We start from the raw sequence: 14811 nt of genomic DNA, 5'->3' as shown, positions 1-14811 counted from the left end.
ACGACAACCCGTTCAACATCAACGTAGTCCGCATCGCTGGATCGTGCCTCTGTTTAACACGTCAGTGGCTATCGGACGTGGTTGCCGGACCAGCAGGTTTAGCGTCGTTTTCCCAGGGGTCTGAGAGGAAGCGCAATGACGAGCATCGACCTGGTCGCGCCACCGCAGCACGTGCTGGAGCGCACCCGTGCCGCGGTCGGGACGTTGCTGCCGGCGGCGTTGGCGGAACTTCCGGACGAGACGCGCGAGGTGGTCGAGTTCGGCCTCGCCCGGCAGGACTTCTCGACGGCCGCGCTCGTACTGCTCTCCGCCGAGGCGTTCGGTGACGCAGACGTGGCCGGGGTCGCCCTCGCGCTGGAGTTCGCGCACCTGCACGAACAACTGCACGCGGACCTCATGATCCGCAGGGGAGCGTGGGAGGCGTTCGGTGCGGACAGGGTCGTCTCGGCGGCCGACGCTCTCCTCTCCCTCGCCTTCGCGCGGCTCACCAAGCCCTGGGTGATGATCCTCAACGTCGCGTTGATGTCCGTTGTGGACGGTTACGTCCAGGAGATCGGCATGGACGAGGAGGACGACGTCGACCTGGCCCAGCACCTCGGTGTGGCGGCGGCGAAGCACAGCTCGCTGACGGCGGCGGCGTGCGAGCTCGGCGCGCTGGCCGCCGGTGCGAGCGCGAGCCAGGCCGGGCACCTCAGGCAGTTCGGTGACGACATCGGCCTGGCGCGCAAGCACGTCGACGACGTACTGGCCCTCCACGACGACCTCGCGCACGGACGCCGGACGCTCCCGGTCGTGGCGGCGGCCAACTCCGGGATGAGCGTCGGCGGCGGGCGGAAGTGGTGCGAGCAGCAGGCCGAACTGCTGCTCGCCCGCGCCCTGAACCACCTGCGGCAGTGCGGTCCGAGGGCGCGGGCGGCAGAGAAGCTGACGGCACTCGCCAGGGAGGTCACGACCGCCCGATGTGCTCCGGCCGTGCCTGCTCAGCCGACGGGGCGCAGCACCACCTTGCCCGGCGCGTGACCGGTCGCGACCAGATCCTGCGCCTTGGCGGCCTCGGCCAGCGGGAGGCTCCGCGCGACTCGCACAGCGAGCTTGCCGTCCACCACGAGCTGGGCGTACTCGGCGAGCCGCGCGCCGAACGGGGCACCGCCGCCGGAGAAGGTGACGCCCAGCTCGGCGGCCTGGGGATCGGCGATGGTGACGATCCGGTCGGTGCCGCCGCGCAGTTCGATCGACAACGGCAGGTCGCCTTGCCCGGCGGCGTCGTACACGGCGTCGACGCCCTGGGGCGCGGCGGCGCGGACTCGGTCGGCGAGCCCCTCGCCGTAAGCGACCGGGATGGCGCCGAGCGACCGCAGGTAGTCGTGGTTGCCGGGGGAGGCGGTGCCGATGACCGTGGCGCCGCGGGCCACCGCGAGCTGGACGCCGACGGCGCCGACCACGCCCGCGGCCCCGTGGATCAGCAGCGTGTCGCCCTCGCCGACCTTCAGTTCGTCGAGCACGCGCACCGACGTCTCGACGGCCACGGGCAGCGCGGCGGCCGTGTCCCAGTCGAGGTCCGCGGGCTTGAGGGCGAACTCGGAGGCCAGCGCGTACTCGGCGTAGGCCCCGGTGACGGTCCAGCCCAGGACCGCGTCGCCCACCGCGACGCCGGTGACGCCCTCGCCGACCTCGTCGATGATGCCGGCCGCCTCGGCGCCGGGGGTCACCGGGAACGGGGGCGTCATCTGCGGTGGCATCCACCCGTTGCGGATCTTGTGGTCCAGCGGGTTGACCGCCGCGGCCACCACTTTCAACCGCACCTGTCCCGGTCCGGCGTGCGGCTCCTCGACCTCGTTCAGGCTCAGCACTTCCGGGCCGCCGAACGTGGTGTAGGTGATCGCCTTCATCTCTGACTCCCGGTGCTCGTCGTTTGGTTGACATGTCAACTCTAGCGACGGTCGCCCCTGCGCGCCCCCGCACTTCGGCTAGTCCCACCTAGCCGAAAGGCCAGTCGGGTGCTCGTCTGAGCGGGTTACGCTGAAAACCATGGACCTGCTGGCCGCCGTCGACGTGATCCGGGCACCGCTGAGCGAGACGCTGTCGCGGCTGTCGGCGGCGATCGCCGGCGCCATCCCGCACCAGGCCGTGGCCGAGCTGTCGAACTGCTCGTTCGCGCCGTTCAAGTTCCGTGGCGAGGCGCCGGTGACGATCACCGACATCGCCACGTTGCGTCCCCGGCTGCCGGACAGGGGTGCCTGGCAGGGGCGGGCGGTCATGGCCGGGGCCGACGTGCCGGTGATCGTGCTGGTGAGCGATGTGTCCACACCGAGTGCGTTGCTGGTGCTCCTGCGCACCGACGACACCCCGGTGGCCGACGAGGTGCTGGCGCCCGCGGTCGCGTTGTGGGACGTGGTGACCGCGCACATGGAGGGCCTGCGCAACGAGGCGGTGCCCGCGACGCTCGCCGTGTCCCGGGCAGCCGCGGCGGCGCGTGCCGTCGCCATCTCCGACCTCGGTGACGCCTACGGCGCCTCGCTTACGGCGTTGCTCGGCGTGCTGCGTGACCACGGCGTGGACGACGTGGCCGCCCGCTCGCGGTCCGTCGACCTCGCCGTCACCGCGCTGGTCGAACTGCGGTCGAGGGCCGATCTGGACCGGGCGCAGACCGAGGAACGGGCGGGCGAGGCCTTCGAACGGCTCGCCGAATCGTTGCGCCGCGTGCTGCGCGGCCGCGACGTGCGCCTGGACCTGGGTACGCCCGGCGCGGAGGAGGGTGCGGACCGGATCGTGCCGACCGAAATCTCCGCCACGGCCGCTGCGGTGGTCAGGTCCGCCGTGCACGCGATGCTGGACGACCAGGGCGGGGTCGGCCGCGTCCACATCGGCTGGAAGATCATCGGCGCGGTGCTGAGGGCGACCGTGCGGGACGACGGTCCCGGCACCCTGTCCTGCGGCAGCCTCGACCGCCGCCGGGTGCCCGAACGCCTCGGGCCGCTCGGCGGAAAGGTCGAGGTCGACGCGGTGCCGGGCTGGGGCGCGACCGTGACGATCGAGGTGCCGCTCGGGCCGCCGGAGAGCCCGCGCGAGGACCCGCTGACCGTGCTGGGCGCGCGGGAGCTGGAGGTGCTGGGCCGCCTCGCCCGTGGCCGGCGGAACCGCGACATCGCCGGTGAGCTGCACATCAGCGAGTCCACGGTGAAGTTCCACGTGGCGAAGATCCTGGAGAAGCTGGGTGTCGGCTCACGGGGAGAGGCAGCCGCCCTCGCGCACGAGTGGGGCGCTGCGCGTTAGCCGAAGTGCTCCGCGAGCGAACCTCCGGCAGCCGGCGGGACCATGTTCTCTCCTGCTCGATACAGAGACCTGGACCACGCTCGGTTGCACGTCCGATAGTAGGAAGTCAAACTATTCTCATGGCGACCACTCTGCACAAGCCGGCGAACCCGGTGCGCTTTGTGACCGCGTCCAGCCTGTTCGACGGCCACGACGCGGCTATCAACATCATGCGGAGGATCCTGCAGTCGCAGGGTGCGGAGGTCATCCACCTCGGCCACAACAGGTCGGTGTCGGAGGTCGTCGACGCGGCGATCCAGGAGGACGCGCAGGGCATCGCCATCAGCGCGTACCAGGGCGGGCACGTCGAGTACTTCTCGTACCTGGTCGAGCTGCTCAACGAGCGCGGCGCCGGGCACATCCGGGTCTACGGCGGCGGTGGCGGCGTCATCGTCCCCGAGGAGATCGAGCTGCTGCACTCGCGCGGGGTCGCGCGGATCTTCTCGCCGCAGGACGGGCAGACGCTCGGCCTCGCCCGGATGATCAACCTGATGATCGAGGAGTGCGACCACGCGCTGACGGAGCCGTTCAGCCACGACGCGCTGCTGACGGGGGCGGACGAGGCCCTGGCGCGCGCGATCACGCACATTGAGGCCGGCACCGCGGAACCCCTCGAGACCACGCGCAAGGTGCCGGTCCTGGGCATCACCGGCACCGGTGGCTCGGGCAAGTCGTCGCTCACCGACGAGCTGGTGCGCCGCTTCCGGCTCGACCAGCAGGACAAGCTGCGCATCGCCGTGCTCGCCGTCGACCCGACGCGCCGGCGTGGTGGTGGCGCACTGCTCGGCGACCGCATCCGGATGAACTGCCTCGACGGCGACCGCGTGTTCTTCCGTTCGATGGCCACGCGCCGTGCGGGCAGCGAGATCCCGGACGGCCTGGAGCAGGCCATCGTGGCGTGCAAGGCGTCCGGTGCCGATCTGGTCATCGTCGAGACGCCCGGTATCGGTCAGGGTGACGCGGCCATCGTGCCGTTCGTCGACTTCTCGCTGTACGTGATGACGCCGGAGTTCGGTGCCGCGTCGCAGCTCGAGAAGATCGACATGCTCGACTACGCGGACGCCGTGGCGATCAACAAGTTCGAGCGCCGCGGTGCCGAGGACGCGCGCCGGGATGTCGCACGGCAGATGGTGCGCAACCGCGAGGCGTTCGGCGTCAAGTGGGAGGACATGCCGGTCTACGGCACGTCCGCCGCGACGTTCAACGACGACGGCGTAACGGCGCTCTACCAGTTCCTGCGCGACGGCCTGGTCGAACACGGCCTGCACGCCGAAGAGGGCGCACTCGCCGCCGTTGCCGGCAAGACGTCCACGAGCGCCTCAACGGTCGTGCCCGCCTCACGTGCGCGCTACCTGTCCGACATCTCCGACACGGTGCGCGGCTACCACCGCAGGACCGACGAGCAGGTCGAGGCGGTCCGAAAGCACCTCCAGCTCTCCGGCGCGCAGAAGGCGTTGGAGGCGGCGGGCAAGGGCGTCGCGGACATCGCCGAACTGGCAACGGATGCCGAGCGCAAGGTCGGCCGCGAGACGGCGGACCTGCTGGGAGCGTGGCCGGCGATCGTCGAGCAGTACTCCGGCGACGAGCTCGTGTTCAAGGTGCGGGACAAGGAGATCCACACCAAGCTCACGCGCGAGACGTTGTCCGGCAACCAGGTCCGCCGGGTCAGCCTGCCCCGCTACGACGACGAGGGCTCGCTGCTGCGGTTCCTGCGCAAGGAGAACCTGCCGGGCTTCTTCCCCTACACGGCAGGGGTCTTCCCGTTCAAGCGCGAGGGCGAGGACCCGGCGCGCATGTTCGCGGGCGAGGGCGACGCGTTCCGCACGAACCGCCGCTTCAAGTACCTGTCGAAGGGCAACCCGGCCACGCGCCTGTCGACGGCGTTCGACTCGGTGACGCTCTACGGCCGCGACCCCGACACCCCGCCGGACGTCTACGGCAAGATCGGCACCTCCGGCGTCTCGATCGCGTCGCTCGACGACATGAAGGCCCTGTACGACGGCTTCGACCTGGTCGCGCCGACGACGTCCGTGTCGATGACGATCAACGGCCCGGCGCCGACGATCCTCGCGTACTTCCTCAACACCGTGATCGACCAGCAGGTCGCCGTGTTCACCGAGAAGGAGGGCCGCGAGCCCAGCGCCGAGGAGCACGACCGGATCAGGGCGTTCGCACTGGCCAACGTCCGCGGCACCGTTCAGGCCGACATCCTCAAGGAGGACCAGGGCCAGAACACCTGCATCTTCTCCACGGAGTTCTCGCTGCGCATGATGGCGGACATCCAGGAGTGGTTCATCCAGCAGCAGATCCGCAACTTCTACTCGGTGTCGATCTCTGGCTACCACATCGCCGAGGCCGGGGCGAACCCCATCAGCCAGCTCGCCTTCACGCTCGCCAACGGCTTCACCTACGTCGAGTCGTACCTGGCGCGCGGCATGAACATCGACGACTTCGCGCCGAACCTGTCGTTCTTCTTCTCCAACGGCATGGACGCCGAATACAGCGTCATCGGCCGCGTGGCGCGCCGCATCTGGGCCGTGGCCATGCGCGACCGCTACGGCGCCGCGGAGCGTTCGCAGAAGTTCAAGTACCACGTGCAGACGTCGGGCCGTTCGCTGCACGCGCAGGAGATGGACTTCAATGACATCCGCACGACGTTGCAGGCCCTCTGCGCGCTGTACGACAACTGCAACTCCTTGCACACCAACGCTTACGACGAGGCGATCACCACTCCCACGGAGTCGTCCGTCCGTCGCGCGATGGCCATCCAGATGATCATCAACAAGGAGTGGGGCCTCTCCGCCAACGAGAACCCGCTGCAGGGCTCGTTCGTCATCGACGAGCTGACCGACCTCGTCGAAGAGGCCGTGCTGATGGAGTTCGACCGCATCTCCGAACGCGGCGGCGTGCTCGGCGCGATGGAGACCGGCTACCAGCGCGGCCGCATCCAGGACGAGTCGATGCTCTACGAACAGCGCAAGCACGACGGCTCGCTGCCGTTGATCGGCGTCAACACCTTCCTGCCGGAGGACGGCACGCGCGAGGTCGTGAAGATCGAACTCGCGCGCGCCACCGAGGAGGAGAAGGAGTCGCAGGTCGAGCGCACCCGTGCGTACCAGGCCGCGCACCGCGACGAGGCCCAGAAGGCGTTGGCGCGGCTGCGTGAGGTGGCGCAGACGAACGAGAACGTGTTCGGGGTGCTGATGGACGCGGCCCGTGTGTGCACGCTCGGCCAGATCACCGAGGCGTTCTTCGAGGTGGGCGGCCAGTACCGCCGCAACATCTAGACCGCGTAGGGCCGGCCGACGATCCACCCGCCGATGTGCTCGGGGAGTTCGTCGGTCGGCACCAGCTCAACGGCATCTCCGACGTTGACCACGCCCGGCTGAATGACCCAGCTGTCCAGGCACAGCACGCCACCGAACTCGTGCCGGATGCGCCGGTGCACGTCCAGGTCCTGCGCGCCGGTGTCGGGGTCGATCGTCGTGACCACGCACCGGGCGCGCTTCTGGTACATGCCGATCACGACATCACCGACCACCAGCGCGTGCCCAGGCCAGCTGTCCTCCTCGCCGGCCTCGACACCGCCGATGAGGATGTTCGGCCGCAGCCGCCGCACGTCGACGCCCGCGGCCTCGACCTGGCCGTCCGTTGCCACCAGGACGTTCAGCACGTCGAACCGCTCCGGGCCGGTGTAACGGGTCAGCCTGCCGCCGAACGGCAGCACCCTCTCGTGAGCTTGCCAGCTGTCCCAGGGATGTCCGTCCACCAACGGACCGTCCGGGCCGGTGGTCGCGGGGATCGTGAGCAGGCCGTACCGGGTGCGCCCGGTCAGCACGCCGCGCGGGCCCTGCACGTGCACCAGCCGGTCGCCCTCCACGCCGTCGGACGTGAACTTCGCCTGCTGGAGTTCTTCGCCGCCCAGTGACTTCACCGGGAACCGCCACAACGCCTTGACGTGCACGGCCGTCACTCCGCCGGGATCTCGTAGGTCGAGTTCGGGTCGATGCGGCGCTCGGACTCGGCGATCTTCACGTCGTTGATGCTCGCCTCGCGCCGACGCATCAGGCCGGACTCGGCGAACTCCCAGTTCTCGTTGCCGTAGCTGCGCCACCACTGGCCCTCGTCGTCGTGCCACTCGTACTGGAAGCGCACGGCGATGCGGTCGTCGCCGAACGCCCACAACGACTTGCGCAGCACGTACTCGTGCTCGCGCTCCCACTTCTTCGTCAGGAACGCCACGATCTCGTCGGTGCCGTGGACGAATTCGGACCTGTTGCGCCACACAGAATCCGGTGTGTAAGCGCCGGCCACGCGCACCGGATCCTTGGTGTTCCAGGCGTCCTGGGCGGCCTGCACCTTGCGGCGGGCGGTCTCGGCGTCGAACGGAGGTTTCACGATGGTCCTTCCAACGGTTGGGCGACGTTGCAAACGTTAGAACGAGAACCTAACGGATGCAAGCCTGTGTTACCGTTAGGCGTGCTGACGCCCGACGAGCCCCGTCCGGTCCTGCTGATGAACACCATCTGGGCCAATCGGTCACAGGTCCACGACGACCTGACGACTGTCGGTGGACTCCGCGACTTCCTGGGCGTTCCGGCGAGCCAGGCCGATCTCGGCGCGTTCCGCTCGTTGCGGCAGGCACTGCGCGACCTCGCGGGCGTGCTGACCGAGGACACGCGTCCGGTCGCGCGGGATCGTGATCTGGAGCGGGCCGTGGCTGAGGTCAACCGTGCGGCGCGCAGTGCGCAGCGGTGGCCGCAGCTGGCCGTGCGCGACGGAGAACTGTTGCGGCACAACGAAAGCGACGGATCACTCGCGGATCGTGAGCGCGCCTCGATCGCCACGGAGGCAGTGGACCTGTTCACCGGCGAGCGCCGGGTTCTGTTGCGCGCCTGTTATGCGCCGGGCTGCGTGCTGTACTTCGTGAAGGACCACCCACGTCGGGAATGGTGCTCGCCGTCGTGCGGCAACAGGGTCCGCGCGGCCCGACACTACCGGCGCAATCGGGGTGAATCCCCTGGTCCGAACGGGTTTTCCTGATCGGTGGGGGTAAACATGAGCCGCCCCGATTCCGATTAAACGGACAACAGTTGGGCGCGTTCTGTGTGGTGGTGATCCGCGATGTCCCGAGAATCCGTGCCAGGTCACGACATCAGCTATCACCTCGTCTGCTTCGACGAGACAGGTAACGAGCGGGGGCGGGACAGCGCGGACGTGCTGTACGACGCCCGCCAAGGTGTCACCGACGTCTTCTTCTTCATCCACGGGTGGAACGGCGACGTGCCGGCCGCCCGTGAGCAGTACGGGCGGTGGGTCGCGACGATGGCCGGCTGCCGTGCCGAACGTGAAGCGGCACACCGGCTTCCGGGCGGTTTCAAGTCCCTGCTCGTCGGTCTGCACTGGCCGTCGAAGGCGTGGGGCGACGAGGACGTGCGGTCGGACGAGTTCATCAAGGCACAGGCCGGCCGTCTCGGCGGTGGTGCCGGACGCACGGCCGCCGTGCGCACGATCGTCCAGGCCGCGCGGCAGCACCCGTGCCGGATGTCGCCCACGGTCAAACAGGCCTACGACTACCTGGAGAGCTCGGTTCCGGACCTGCCGGGCGAGGACGGGATGGCGTTCGACGCCGAGCAGCTCTACCGGGCATGCCTGGAGGATCCGGCCCTGGGCGGCATCCTGTCGCCGTTGCGGATCCTGACGTTCTGGAAGATGAAGCGGCGCGCCAAGGTGTTCGGCGAGAGCGGTGCGGCCAGGATCGCCCGTGACGTCGCCCAGGCCGCGCCGGACGCGCGCATCCACCTGATGGGCCACAGCTTCGGCTGCATCACCGCCACGGCGATGGCGAACGTGGTGCCCGCCGCGACACTGACCCTGGTGCAGGGCGCGATGTCGCTGTGGTCGTTCGCGGAACGGCTGCCCGGCGAACCCGGCTCCGGCTACTTCCGCGGCGTGCTCGGCCGCGTGCCAGGCCCGATCATCGTCACCACGTCGTCGAACGACTACGCCATCGGCCGTTTCTACCCGCTGGCCGCGCGATCGGGCCGGCAGGTCGACCTGGACGAGTACCCGAAGTACGGCGGCCTCGGCTCGCACGGCGTGCAGGGCACCTACGCGCACGGCCACAACATCGGCTCTCCCGGCGAGCTTCAGCGCGGGCAGGTGCACAACGTCGACTGCACGTCCGTGATCCGCCGGATCGACGGGATCGCGGGCGCTCACAACGACATCTGCCACCCGGAGCTGGCTCGGCTGCTGTGGAAGGCGGTGATGGCGCGTTAGGCGCCCAGTTGCAGCACGATCTGGGGTACCAGCGTGTTGCCCAGGCAGGGCCGCAGGTCCGCGCGCAACGCGGACAGGCTCACCGGGTCGTGGGCGGGGGAGACGGCGAACCCTGCCGTTCCCGCGGCCAGCACGACGCGCTGCATCGCCTGCCCCGCACGGATTTCGGCCGCGGCACCCTGGGTGAACGTGCACAGCACCAGCTCGGTGCGGCTGCGCAGGTGCAGCCAGGCCCGCTCCACTTCGGCCGCCCGCGAGAGCAACCCGCGCCAGGCGGCGGGTTCGGGGAACGTCGTCCACGTGCGACGGTTCGCGCGCAGCGACCGCAGCAACGCCAGCACGTCCGGACTCGGTTCCTGATAGCCGCCGAGCCTGATGGCCGCCGCCGCGTCGTGCGCGCTCTGGCCGGGCAGCAGCGTCACCAGTGGACGGATGCCGTGTCCCTGCAGTGCCAGCCGTGCGTTGAGCAGCGCCGCCCCGCAGGCCAGTCGCGTCTCCCGGCTGTGCGGCCCAGGGGTGTGCAGCTCGATCTGCTCGGGACGTACCTCGAACCGCACGTCGGGAGCGGAGGCTCTGGCGAGGGAGAGGACGCCGCGCACGTCCTCACTCGCGAGGCCGAGTGAGCCGGGCACGGTGACGGTCATGGGCACACTCTCCGGCCGGAGCGACGGCCGAGCCACGGTCGAAGGTCCCCACTTCCCAGGGCCATGAGTTGGTCGAAATGTGCGAATCTAGGCGGCGTGCCTGACGTGCCTGGTCGCCGCGACCTCGACGAGCTGCTCGACGAGGTCCGGGACCGCATGGACGAGATCGTGACCACCCGCGACCACATGCAGGAACTGCTGGACGCGATGCTCGCCGTGGCGTCCGGTCTGGAACTCGAACCGACCCTGCTGCGCATCGTCCAGGCGGCCGTGGACCTGGTCGGCGCCCGCTACGGCGCTCTGGGCGTGCTCGGCACCCGTGACGACCTCTCGGAGTTCCTCCACGTCGGCGTGGACGCGGTGACCCGCAGGTCCATGGGTCACCTGCCCGAGGGCAAGGGCCTGCTCGGGCTGCTCATCAAGGACCCGACGCCGCTGCGCCTGCGCGACCTCGCACAACACGAGACGTCGGTCGGCTTCCCGCCCAACCACCCGCCGATGCACAGCTTCCTGGGCGTGCCCGTGCGCGTGCGCGACGAGGTGTTCGGCAACCTCTACATGACCGAGAAGATCGATGCCGCCGAGTTCACCGCCGACGACGAGACCGTCCTGCTGGCCCTGGCCGCCGCCGCGGGCATCGCGATCGAGAACGCCCGCCTGTTCGAACGCTCCCGCACGCGCGAGCGGTGGCTGGAGGCGATCGGCGAGGTCAACTCCGAACTGCTGGGCGGCGCCTCCGGCGAGTACGCGCTGCGCCTCATCACCCAGCGCACCGTCGAACTCGCCGGCGCCGACTCGGCCCTGGTCGTCCTCGGCGACGGCCTGCACACCCCGCTCTCCGTCGCCGCGAGCGCGGGAGTGCAGATCGGCGACTTCGCCGCCGCCGACCACGTCGTCGACGAGGTGATCCGCTCCGGCGTCCCGCTCCTGGTGAACGACCTGGGCTCGGAGTTCGGCCCGGCCCTGGCCGTCCCGCTGCGATCCGAGATCGGCGTGACCGGCGCGCTGGTCGTGCTGCGCCGCGGCGGCGGCACCCGTTTCCTGCCCGACCAGGTCCCGATGCTCGCCTCGTTCGCCGACCAGGCGGCCGTCGCCCTGGAGTTCGCCGAGCAGCAACGCTCGCAACGCCTGCTGGACGTGCTGGAAGACCGCGACCGCATCGCCCGCGACCTGCACGACCACGTCATCCAGCGCCTGTTCGTCACCGGCCTCACCCTGCAGGCCACCCTGCGCCGCATTACCGAGCCCGAGGTGGCCACCCGCCTGCGGACCGCCGTCGAGCAGCTCGACGAGACGGTCCGCGAGATCCGCACGTCCATCTTCGACCTGCACTCGAACGACAACACGTCGCTGCGCCGCCGCCTGCTCGACCTCGTCGCTGGCCTGACCGAGTCGACGCACCTCAAGCCGTCCATCCGCATGTCCGGCACCGTGGACAACTCGGTGCCGCCCGAACTCGCCGAGCACGTCGAGGCCGTCGTGCGGGAGGCCGTCACGAACTGCGTGCGGCACGCCTCCGCGACCGAACTGACGGTGCTCGTCGACGCCGGTGAGGACGTCGTGATCACCGTGCAGGACAACGGCGTGGGCATCTCGGCGGACGCCCCGCGTAGCGGTCTGCGCAACCTCGCACACCGCGCATCGAAGTTCAGCGGGTCGCTGGCGGTGACGGTGCCGGAGGGCGGCGGGGCGTGCGTGGTGTGGCGCGTTCCGCTCGGCTAGCGGAGCTTGTCGCCGTCCTTGCGGAACTGGGACGCGAACACGGCGGCCTGCGTGCGGCGTTGCATGCCCAGCTTCGCCAGCAGGTGCGAGACGTAGTTCTTGACGGTCTTCTCGGCGAGGAACATGCGCTCGGCGATCTGGCGGTTGGTCAGCCCCTCGCCGATCAGGTCGAGCACCGTGCGCTCCTGCTCGCTGAGCATGCGCAGCGGGTCGCCCTCCTCGCGCTCGCGGCGGATCCGGTTGAGCAGCGCGGAAGTCGTGCGGGCGTCCAGGAGGGACTGTCCTGCCGCGACGGTGCGGACGGCGTTGACCAGGTCCGCGCCGAGGATCTGCTTCAGCACGAAGCCGGAGGCGCCCGCCATGATCGCGTCGAACAGGGCCTCGTCGTCCGCGAAGCTCGTCAGCATCAGGCACTGCAGGCCGGGGATGCGGCTGCGCAGTTCGCGGCACAGCTCGATGCCGTTGCCGTCGGGGAGTCTGATGTCGAGCACCGCCACGTCGGCCTGCGCGCCCGGCACCTTGGCCAGGGCCTCCGTGACCGATGCCGCATCACCGACCACCTCGAGATCGGACTCCTCGCCGAGCAGGTCCGCTATGCCGCGGCGGACGATCTCGTGGTCGTCGACGAGGAACACACGCGTCGCCATGGAAGTCACGGTAGCCCCAAAGACGCTGACCTGAGGGGGCCAACAGTGCACGGCTCACTGTGACGATCGGGTCGCGGGGGCGTGGCGGATACGCCGGATACTGCTCGGATCTACCTAGCAGGCCCAGATCTACCACGCCCCGTGCCCGGTGGCCGTCGTCAGGCCTGCTTGATCGCGGAGATCTCGAACTCGAGGACGATCTTCTCGCTCACCAGCACGCCACCGGTCTCCAGGGCGGCGTTCCAGGTGACGCCGTAGTCCTTGCGGTTGATGGCGTGCGAGCCCTCGAAGCCGACGCGGGTGTTGCCGAACGGGTCGACGGCCACGCCCTCGAAGGCGAACGGGATGGTGATGCTCTTGGTGACGTCCTTGATGGTGAGGTCACCGGTGATCTCGAAGTTGTCGTCGTCGACCTGCTTCGCGGAGGTCGAGACGAACTTGATCTCCGGGTACTCCTCGACGGCGAGGAAGTCGTTCGTCGTCAGGTGGCCGTCGCGCTGAGCGTTGCGGGTGTCGATGGTGGCGACCTTCACGGTCACCTCGGCGGTGGTGTTCTCCGGCTTGTCACCATCGATGGAGATCTTGCCGTCGAACTCGTTGAACGCACCGCGAACCTTGGTGACCATCGCGTGGCGCGCGACGAAGCCGATGCGGGAGTGCGAGGCGTCGATGACGTAGTCGCCGGTCAGTTCGGTGAGGTTCGTGGCGGTGGTCATGGTGTCAAGTCCTTCGGTTGCTCGATTTGGTTGAACTGTCACTCACCTTGCCCGAACGTGGGTGATGTGTCAACTATTCCCGTATGCTGAAGCGGTGACACGATGGTTGGAACCTGAGCAGCAGCGGGCGTGGCGTGCCTACGTCCGCATGCAGGGGGAGCTCAATGCGCATCTGAGCAGGCAAATGTCGGTCGACTCGGACATCTCGATGGCTGACTTCGCCGTGCTGGTGCAGCTCACCGACACGCGTGATGAACGCGTGCGCGTGTTGGAGCTTGCACGGTCCTTGCACTGGGAGAAGAGCCGCATCTCGCATCACGTCGCACGGATGGAGAAGCGCGGCCTGGTGCGCAGGGAGAACTGCAGCAGCGACGGGCGCGGGTCGTTCGTCGTGCTGACGGACCAGGGCCGGTCCGCGATCGAGGAGGCCGCGCCGGCGCACGCCGAGACGGTGCACAGGCTGGTGTTCGACCTGCTCACCGAGGCCGAGGTCGAGGCGCTGGGGTCGATCTCCGAGAAGATCTTCACGCGCCTAACGACAGGAGAATGTGCGGCGGTAATCGCTCGGTGCGATGCCGACGACCCGATGGAAGTGGTGCCGCAGGAGGGCGGCTGTCCCGAAGCCTGACCTGGTCGCGACCGTGTCGACGTCCAGGTCGGTCTCTTCCAGCAGCCTGCGCGCGTGAAGTACCCGTTGGAGTGACAGCCACTTGTTCGGAGTGGTGCCGGTCTCCGCGGCGAACCTGCGCGCGAAAGTCCGCTCGGACATGACGGCGAGCTTCGCCATCGTCGCCACCGTGTGGTTGTCCGCGATCGTGTCGAGCACGTGCTCCAGCACCGGTTCGAGGCTGTCCGAGCTGCACTCCGGGATCGGGAGCTCCACGAACTGCCGCTGCCCGCCGTCGCGCTGCGGCGCCACGACCATCCGGCGCGCGATCGTGTTGGCGATCTTGGTGCCGAGTTCCCGCCGGACCAGGTGCAGGCAGGCGTCGATGCCCGCCGCCGTGCCGGCGCTGGTGATGATGTTCCCGTCGTCCACGAACAGCACGTCGGCGTCGAGCCGCGCCTTCGGGAACCGCTCCTGGAACTGCCGCGCCTCGCGCCAGTGCGTGGTGCAGTGCCGGTCGTCGAGCAGCCCGGCCGCGCCGAGGATGAACGCCCCGCTGCACACGCTGAGCAGCGTCGCGCCGGTCTCGCGGAGCGCCTTGACCAGCTTCTCCGGGTATTCGTCGCGGACGCGTGCGGCGGGCAGTGCGACGAGGTCGACGCTCTGCAGCGCGTCGAACCCGTGTTCCGGCGTGATGCTCACGCCGCGGATGCTCGTCGGCACCGGCTGGTTCGGGATCTCCCCGCACACCCGGAAGTCGACCAGCGGCACGCCCTCGTCGGTCCGGTCGAAGCCGAACACCTCGCAGAGCAGACCGAACTCGAACGGCGCGACGCCGTCGATGAGGGGAACCGCTACCGATCGCAGCATGGCAGGATATT

14 protein-coding genes are annotated in these 14811 nt (G+C 69.3%); 7 read left to right on the top strand and 7 right to left on the bottom strand.

Translation table 11 applies throughout. The features are described 5' to 3' along the window. The first annotated feature begins 135 nt into the window (after positions 1 to 135). The gene (locus IG04_RS0124340) at positions 136 to 1020 is read left to right on the top strand and encodes a polyprenyl synthetase family protein (RefSeq protein ID WP_030479018.1); all 885 of its coding nucleotides are present in this window, start codon (positions 136 to 138) and stop codon (positions 1018 to 1020) included. Here the strand turns inward: IG04_RS0124340 and IG04_RS0124335 are convergent. Continuing rightward, on the bottom strand, positions 981 to 1889 hold the full coding sequence (locus IG04_RS0124335; protein WP_030479017.1) for an NADP-dependent oxidoreductase: 909 nt from the start codon (positions 1887 to 1889) through the stop codon (positions 981 to 983). The genes IG04_RS0124340 and IG04_RS0124335 overlap by 40 nt on opposite strands. 139 nt (positions 1890 to 2028) lie before the next feature. Between IG04_RS0124335 and IG04_RS48660 the strand changes: the two genes are divergently transcribed. Next, on the top strand, positions 2029 to 3273 hold the full coding sequence (locus IG04_RS48660; protein WP_030479016.1) for a helix-turn-helix transcriptional regulator: 1245 nt from the start codon (positions 2029 to 2031) through the stop codon (positions 3271 to 3273). A 119-nt stretch (positions 3274 to 3392) separates the two neighbouring features. After that, positions 3393 to 6599 carry a fused isobutyryl-CoA mutase/GTPase IcmF gene (gene icmF, locus IG04_RS0124325; RefSeq protein ID WP_030479015.1) on the top strand — a complete coding sequence of 1069 codons (3207 nt, stop codon included), beginning with the start codon at positions 3393 to 3395 and terminating at the stop codon, positions 6597 to 6599. Here the strand turns inward: icmF and IG04_RS0124320 are convergent. Both IG04_RS0124320 and IG04_RS0124315 read right to left on the bottom strand, forming a co-directional pair. Next, positions 6596 to 7285, bottom strand: a complete 690-nt coding sequence (locus IG04_RS0124320; protein ID WP_211257801.1) for an MOSC domain-containing protein — start codon at positions 7283 to 7285, stop codon at positions 6596 to 6598. The genes icmF and IG04_RS0124320 overlap by 4 nt on opposite strands. Beyond that, a complete protein-coding gene (locus tag IG04_RS0124315; protein WP_245816061.1) occupies positions 7282 to 7710 on the bottom strand; it encodes a nuclear transport factor 2 family protein in 429 nt (142 codons plus the stop codon). Before IG04_RS0124315 ends, IG04_RS0124320 begins: the two co-directional genes overlap by 4 nt. A gap of 81 nt (positions 7711 to 7791) precedes the next feature. Here IG04_RS0124315 and IG04_RS0124310 point away from each other — a divergent pair, with 81 nt between their 5' ends. Both IG04_RS0124310 and IG04_RS0124305 read left to right on the top strand, forming a co-directional pair. Next, complete coding sequence (locus IG04_RS0124310; RefSeq protein WP_051770556.1) at positions 7792 to 8355, top strand: CGNR zinc finger domain-containing protein; 564 nt, start codon at positions 7792 to 7794, stop codon at positions 8353 to 8355. An 81-nt stretch (positions 8356 to 8436) separates the two neighbouring features. Then, positions 8437 to 9594, top strand: a complete 1158-nt coding sequence (locus tag IG04_RS0124305; RefSeq protein WP_030479011.1) for a hypothetical protein — start codon at positions 8437 to 8439, stop codon at positions 9592 to 9594. Here the strand turns inward: IG04_RS0124305 and IG04_RS44205 are convergent. Further along, positions 9591 to 10238: a hypothetical protein gene (locus tag IG04_RS44205; RefSeq protein WP_030479010.1), complete on the bottom strand. Its 648-nt coding sequence runs from the start codon at positions 10236 to 10238 to the stop codon at positions 9591 to 9593. The two genes, IG04_RS0124305 and IG04_RS44205, sit on opposite strands and share 4 nt — an antisense overlap. A gap of 63 nt (positions 10239 to 10301) precedes the next feature. On the opposite strand from IG04_RS44205, the gene IG04_RS0124295 reads away from it, so the two are divergent. Next, positions 10302 to 11960: a sensor histidine kinase gene (locus IG04_RS0124295; protein WP_030479009.1), complete on the top strand. Its 1659-nt coding sequence runs from the start codon at positions 10302 to 10304 to the stop codon at positions 11958 to 11960. On the opposite strand, the gene IG04_RS0124290 is transcribed toward IG04_RS0124295, so the two are convergent. Together IG04_RS0124290 and IG04_RS0124285 are read right to left on the bottom strand one after the other, a co-directional pair. After that, positions 11957 to 12607: a response regulator transcription factor gene (locus IG04_RS0124290; RefSeq protein ID WP_030479008.1), complete on the bottom strand. Its 651-nt coding sequence runs from the start codon at positions 12605 to 12607 to the stop codon at positions 11957 to 11959. The genes IG04_RS0124295 and IG04_RS0124290 overlap by 4 nt on opposite strands. 158 nt (positions 12608 to 12765) lie before the next feature. Then, positions 12766 to 13323, bottom strand: coding sequence for a YceI family protein (locus IG04_RS0124285; protein ID WP_030479007.1), 558 nt, complete (start codon positions 13321 to 13323; stop codon positions 12766 to 12768). 94 nt (positions 13324 to 13417) lie between these two features. Between IG04_RS0124285 and IG04_RS45515 the strand changes: the two genes are divergently transcribed. Continuing rightward, entirely contained in the window at positions 13418 to 13951 is a 534-nt protein-coding gene (locus tag IG04_RS45515; protein WP_084401070.1) for a MarR family winged helix-turn-helix transcriptional regulator, read from the top strand. Here IG04_RS45515 and IG04_RS0124275 read toward each other — a convergent pair. Then, positions 13856 to 14800, bottom strand: coding sequence for a GlxA family transcriptional regulator (locus IG04_RS0124275; protein WP_030479005.1), 945 nt, complete (start codon positions 14798 to 14800; stop codon positions 13856 to 13858). The two genes, IG04_RS45515 and IG04_RS0124275, sit on opposite strands and share 96 nt — an antisense overlap. Positions 14801 to 14811 lie beyond the last annotated feature (11 nt).

Origin of the sequence: Lentzea albidocapillata (assembly GCF_000719115.1) — a bacterium.
GTDB lineage: Bacteria > Actinomycetota > Actinomycetes > Mycobacteriales > Pseudonocardiaceae > Lentzea > Lentzea albidocapillata.
The sequence above is the reverse complement of the archived record's forward strand: the minus strand, read 5'-3'. Positions and strand labels throughout refer to the sequence as shown.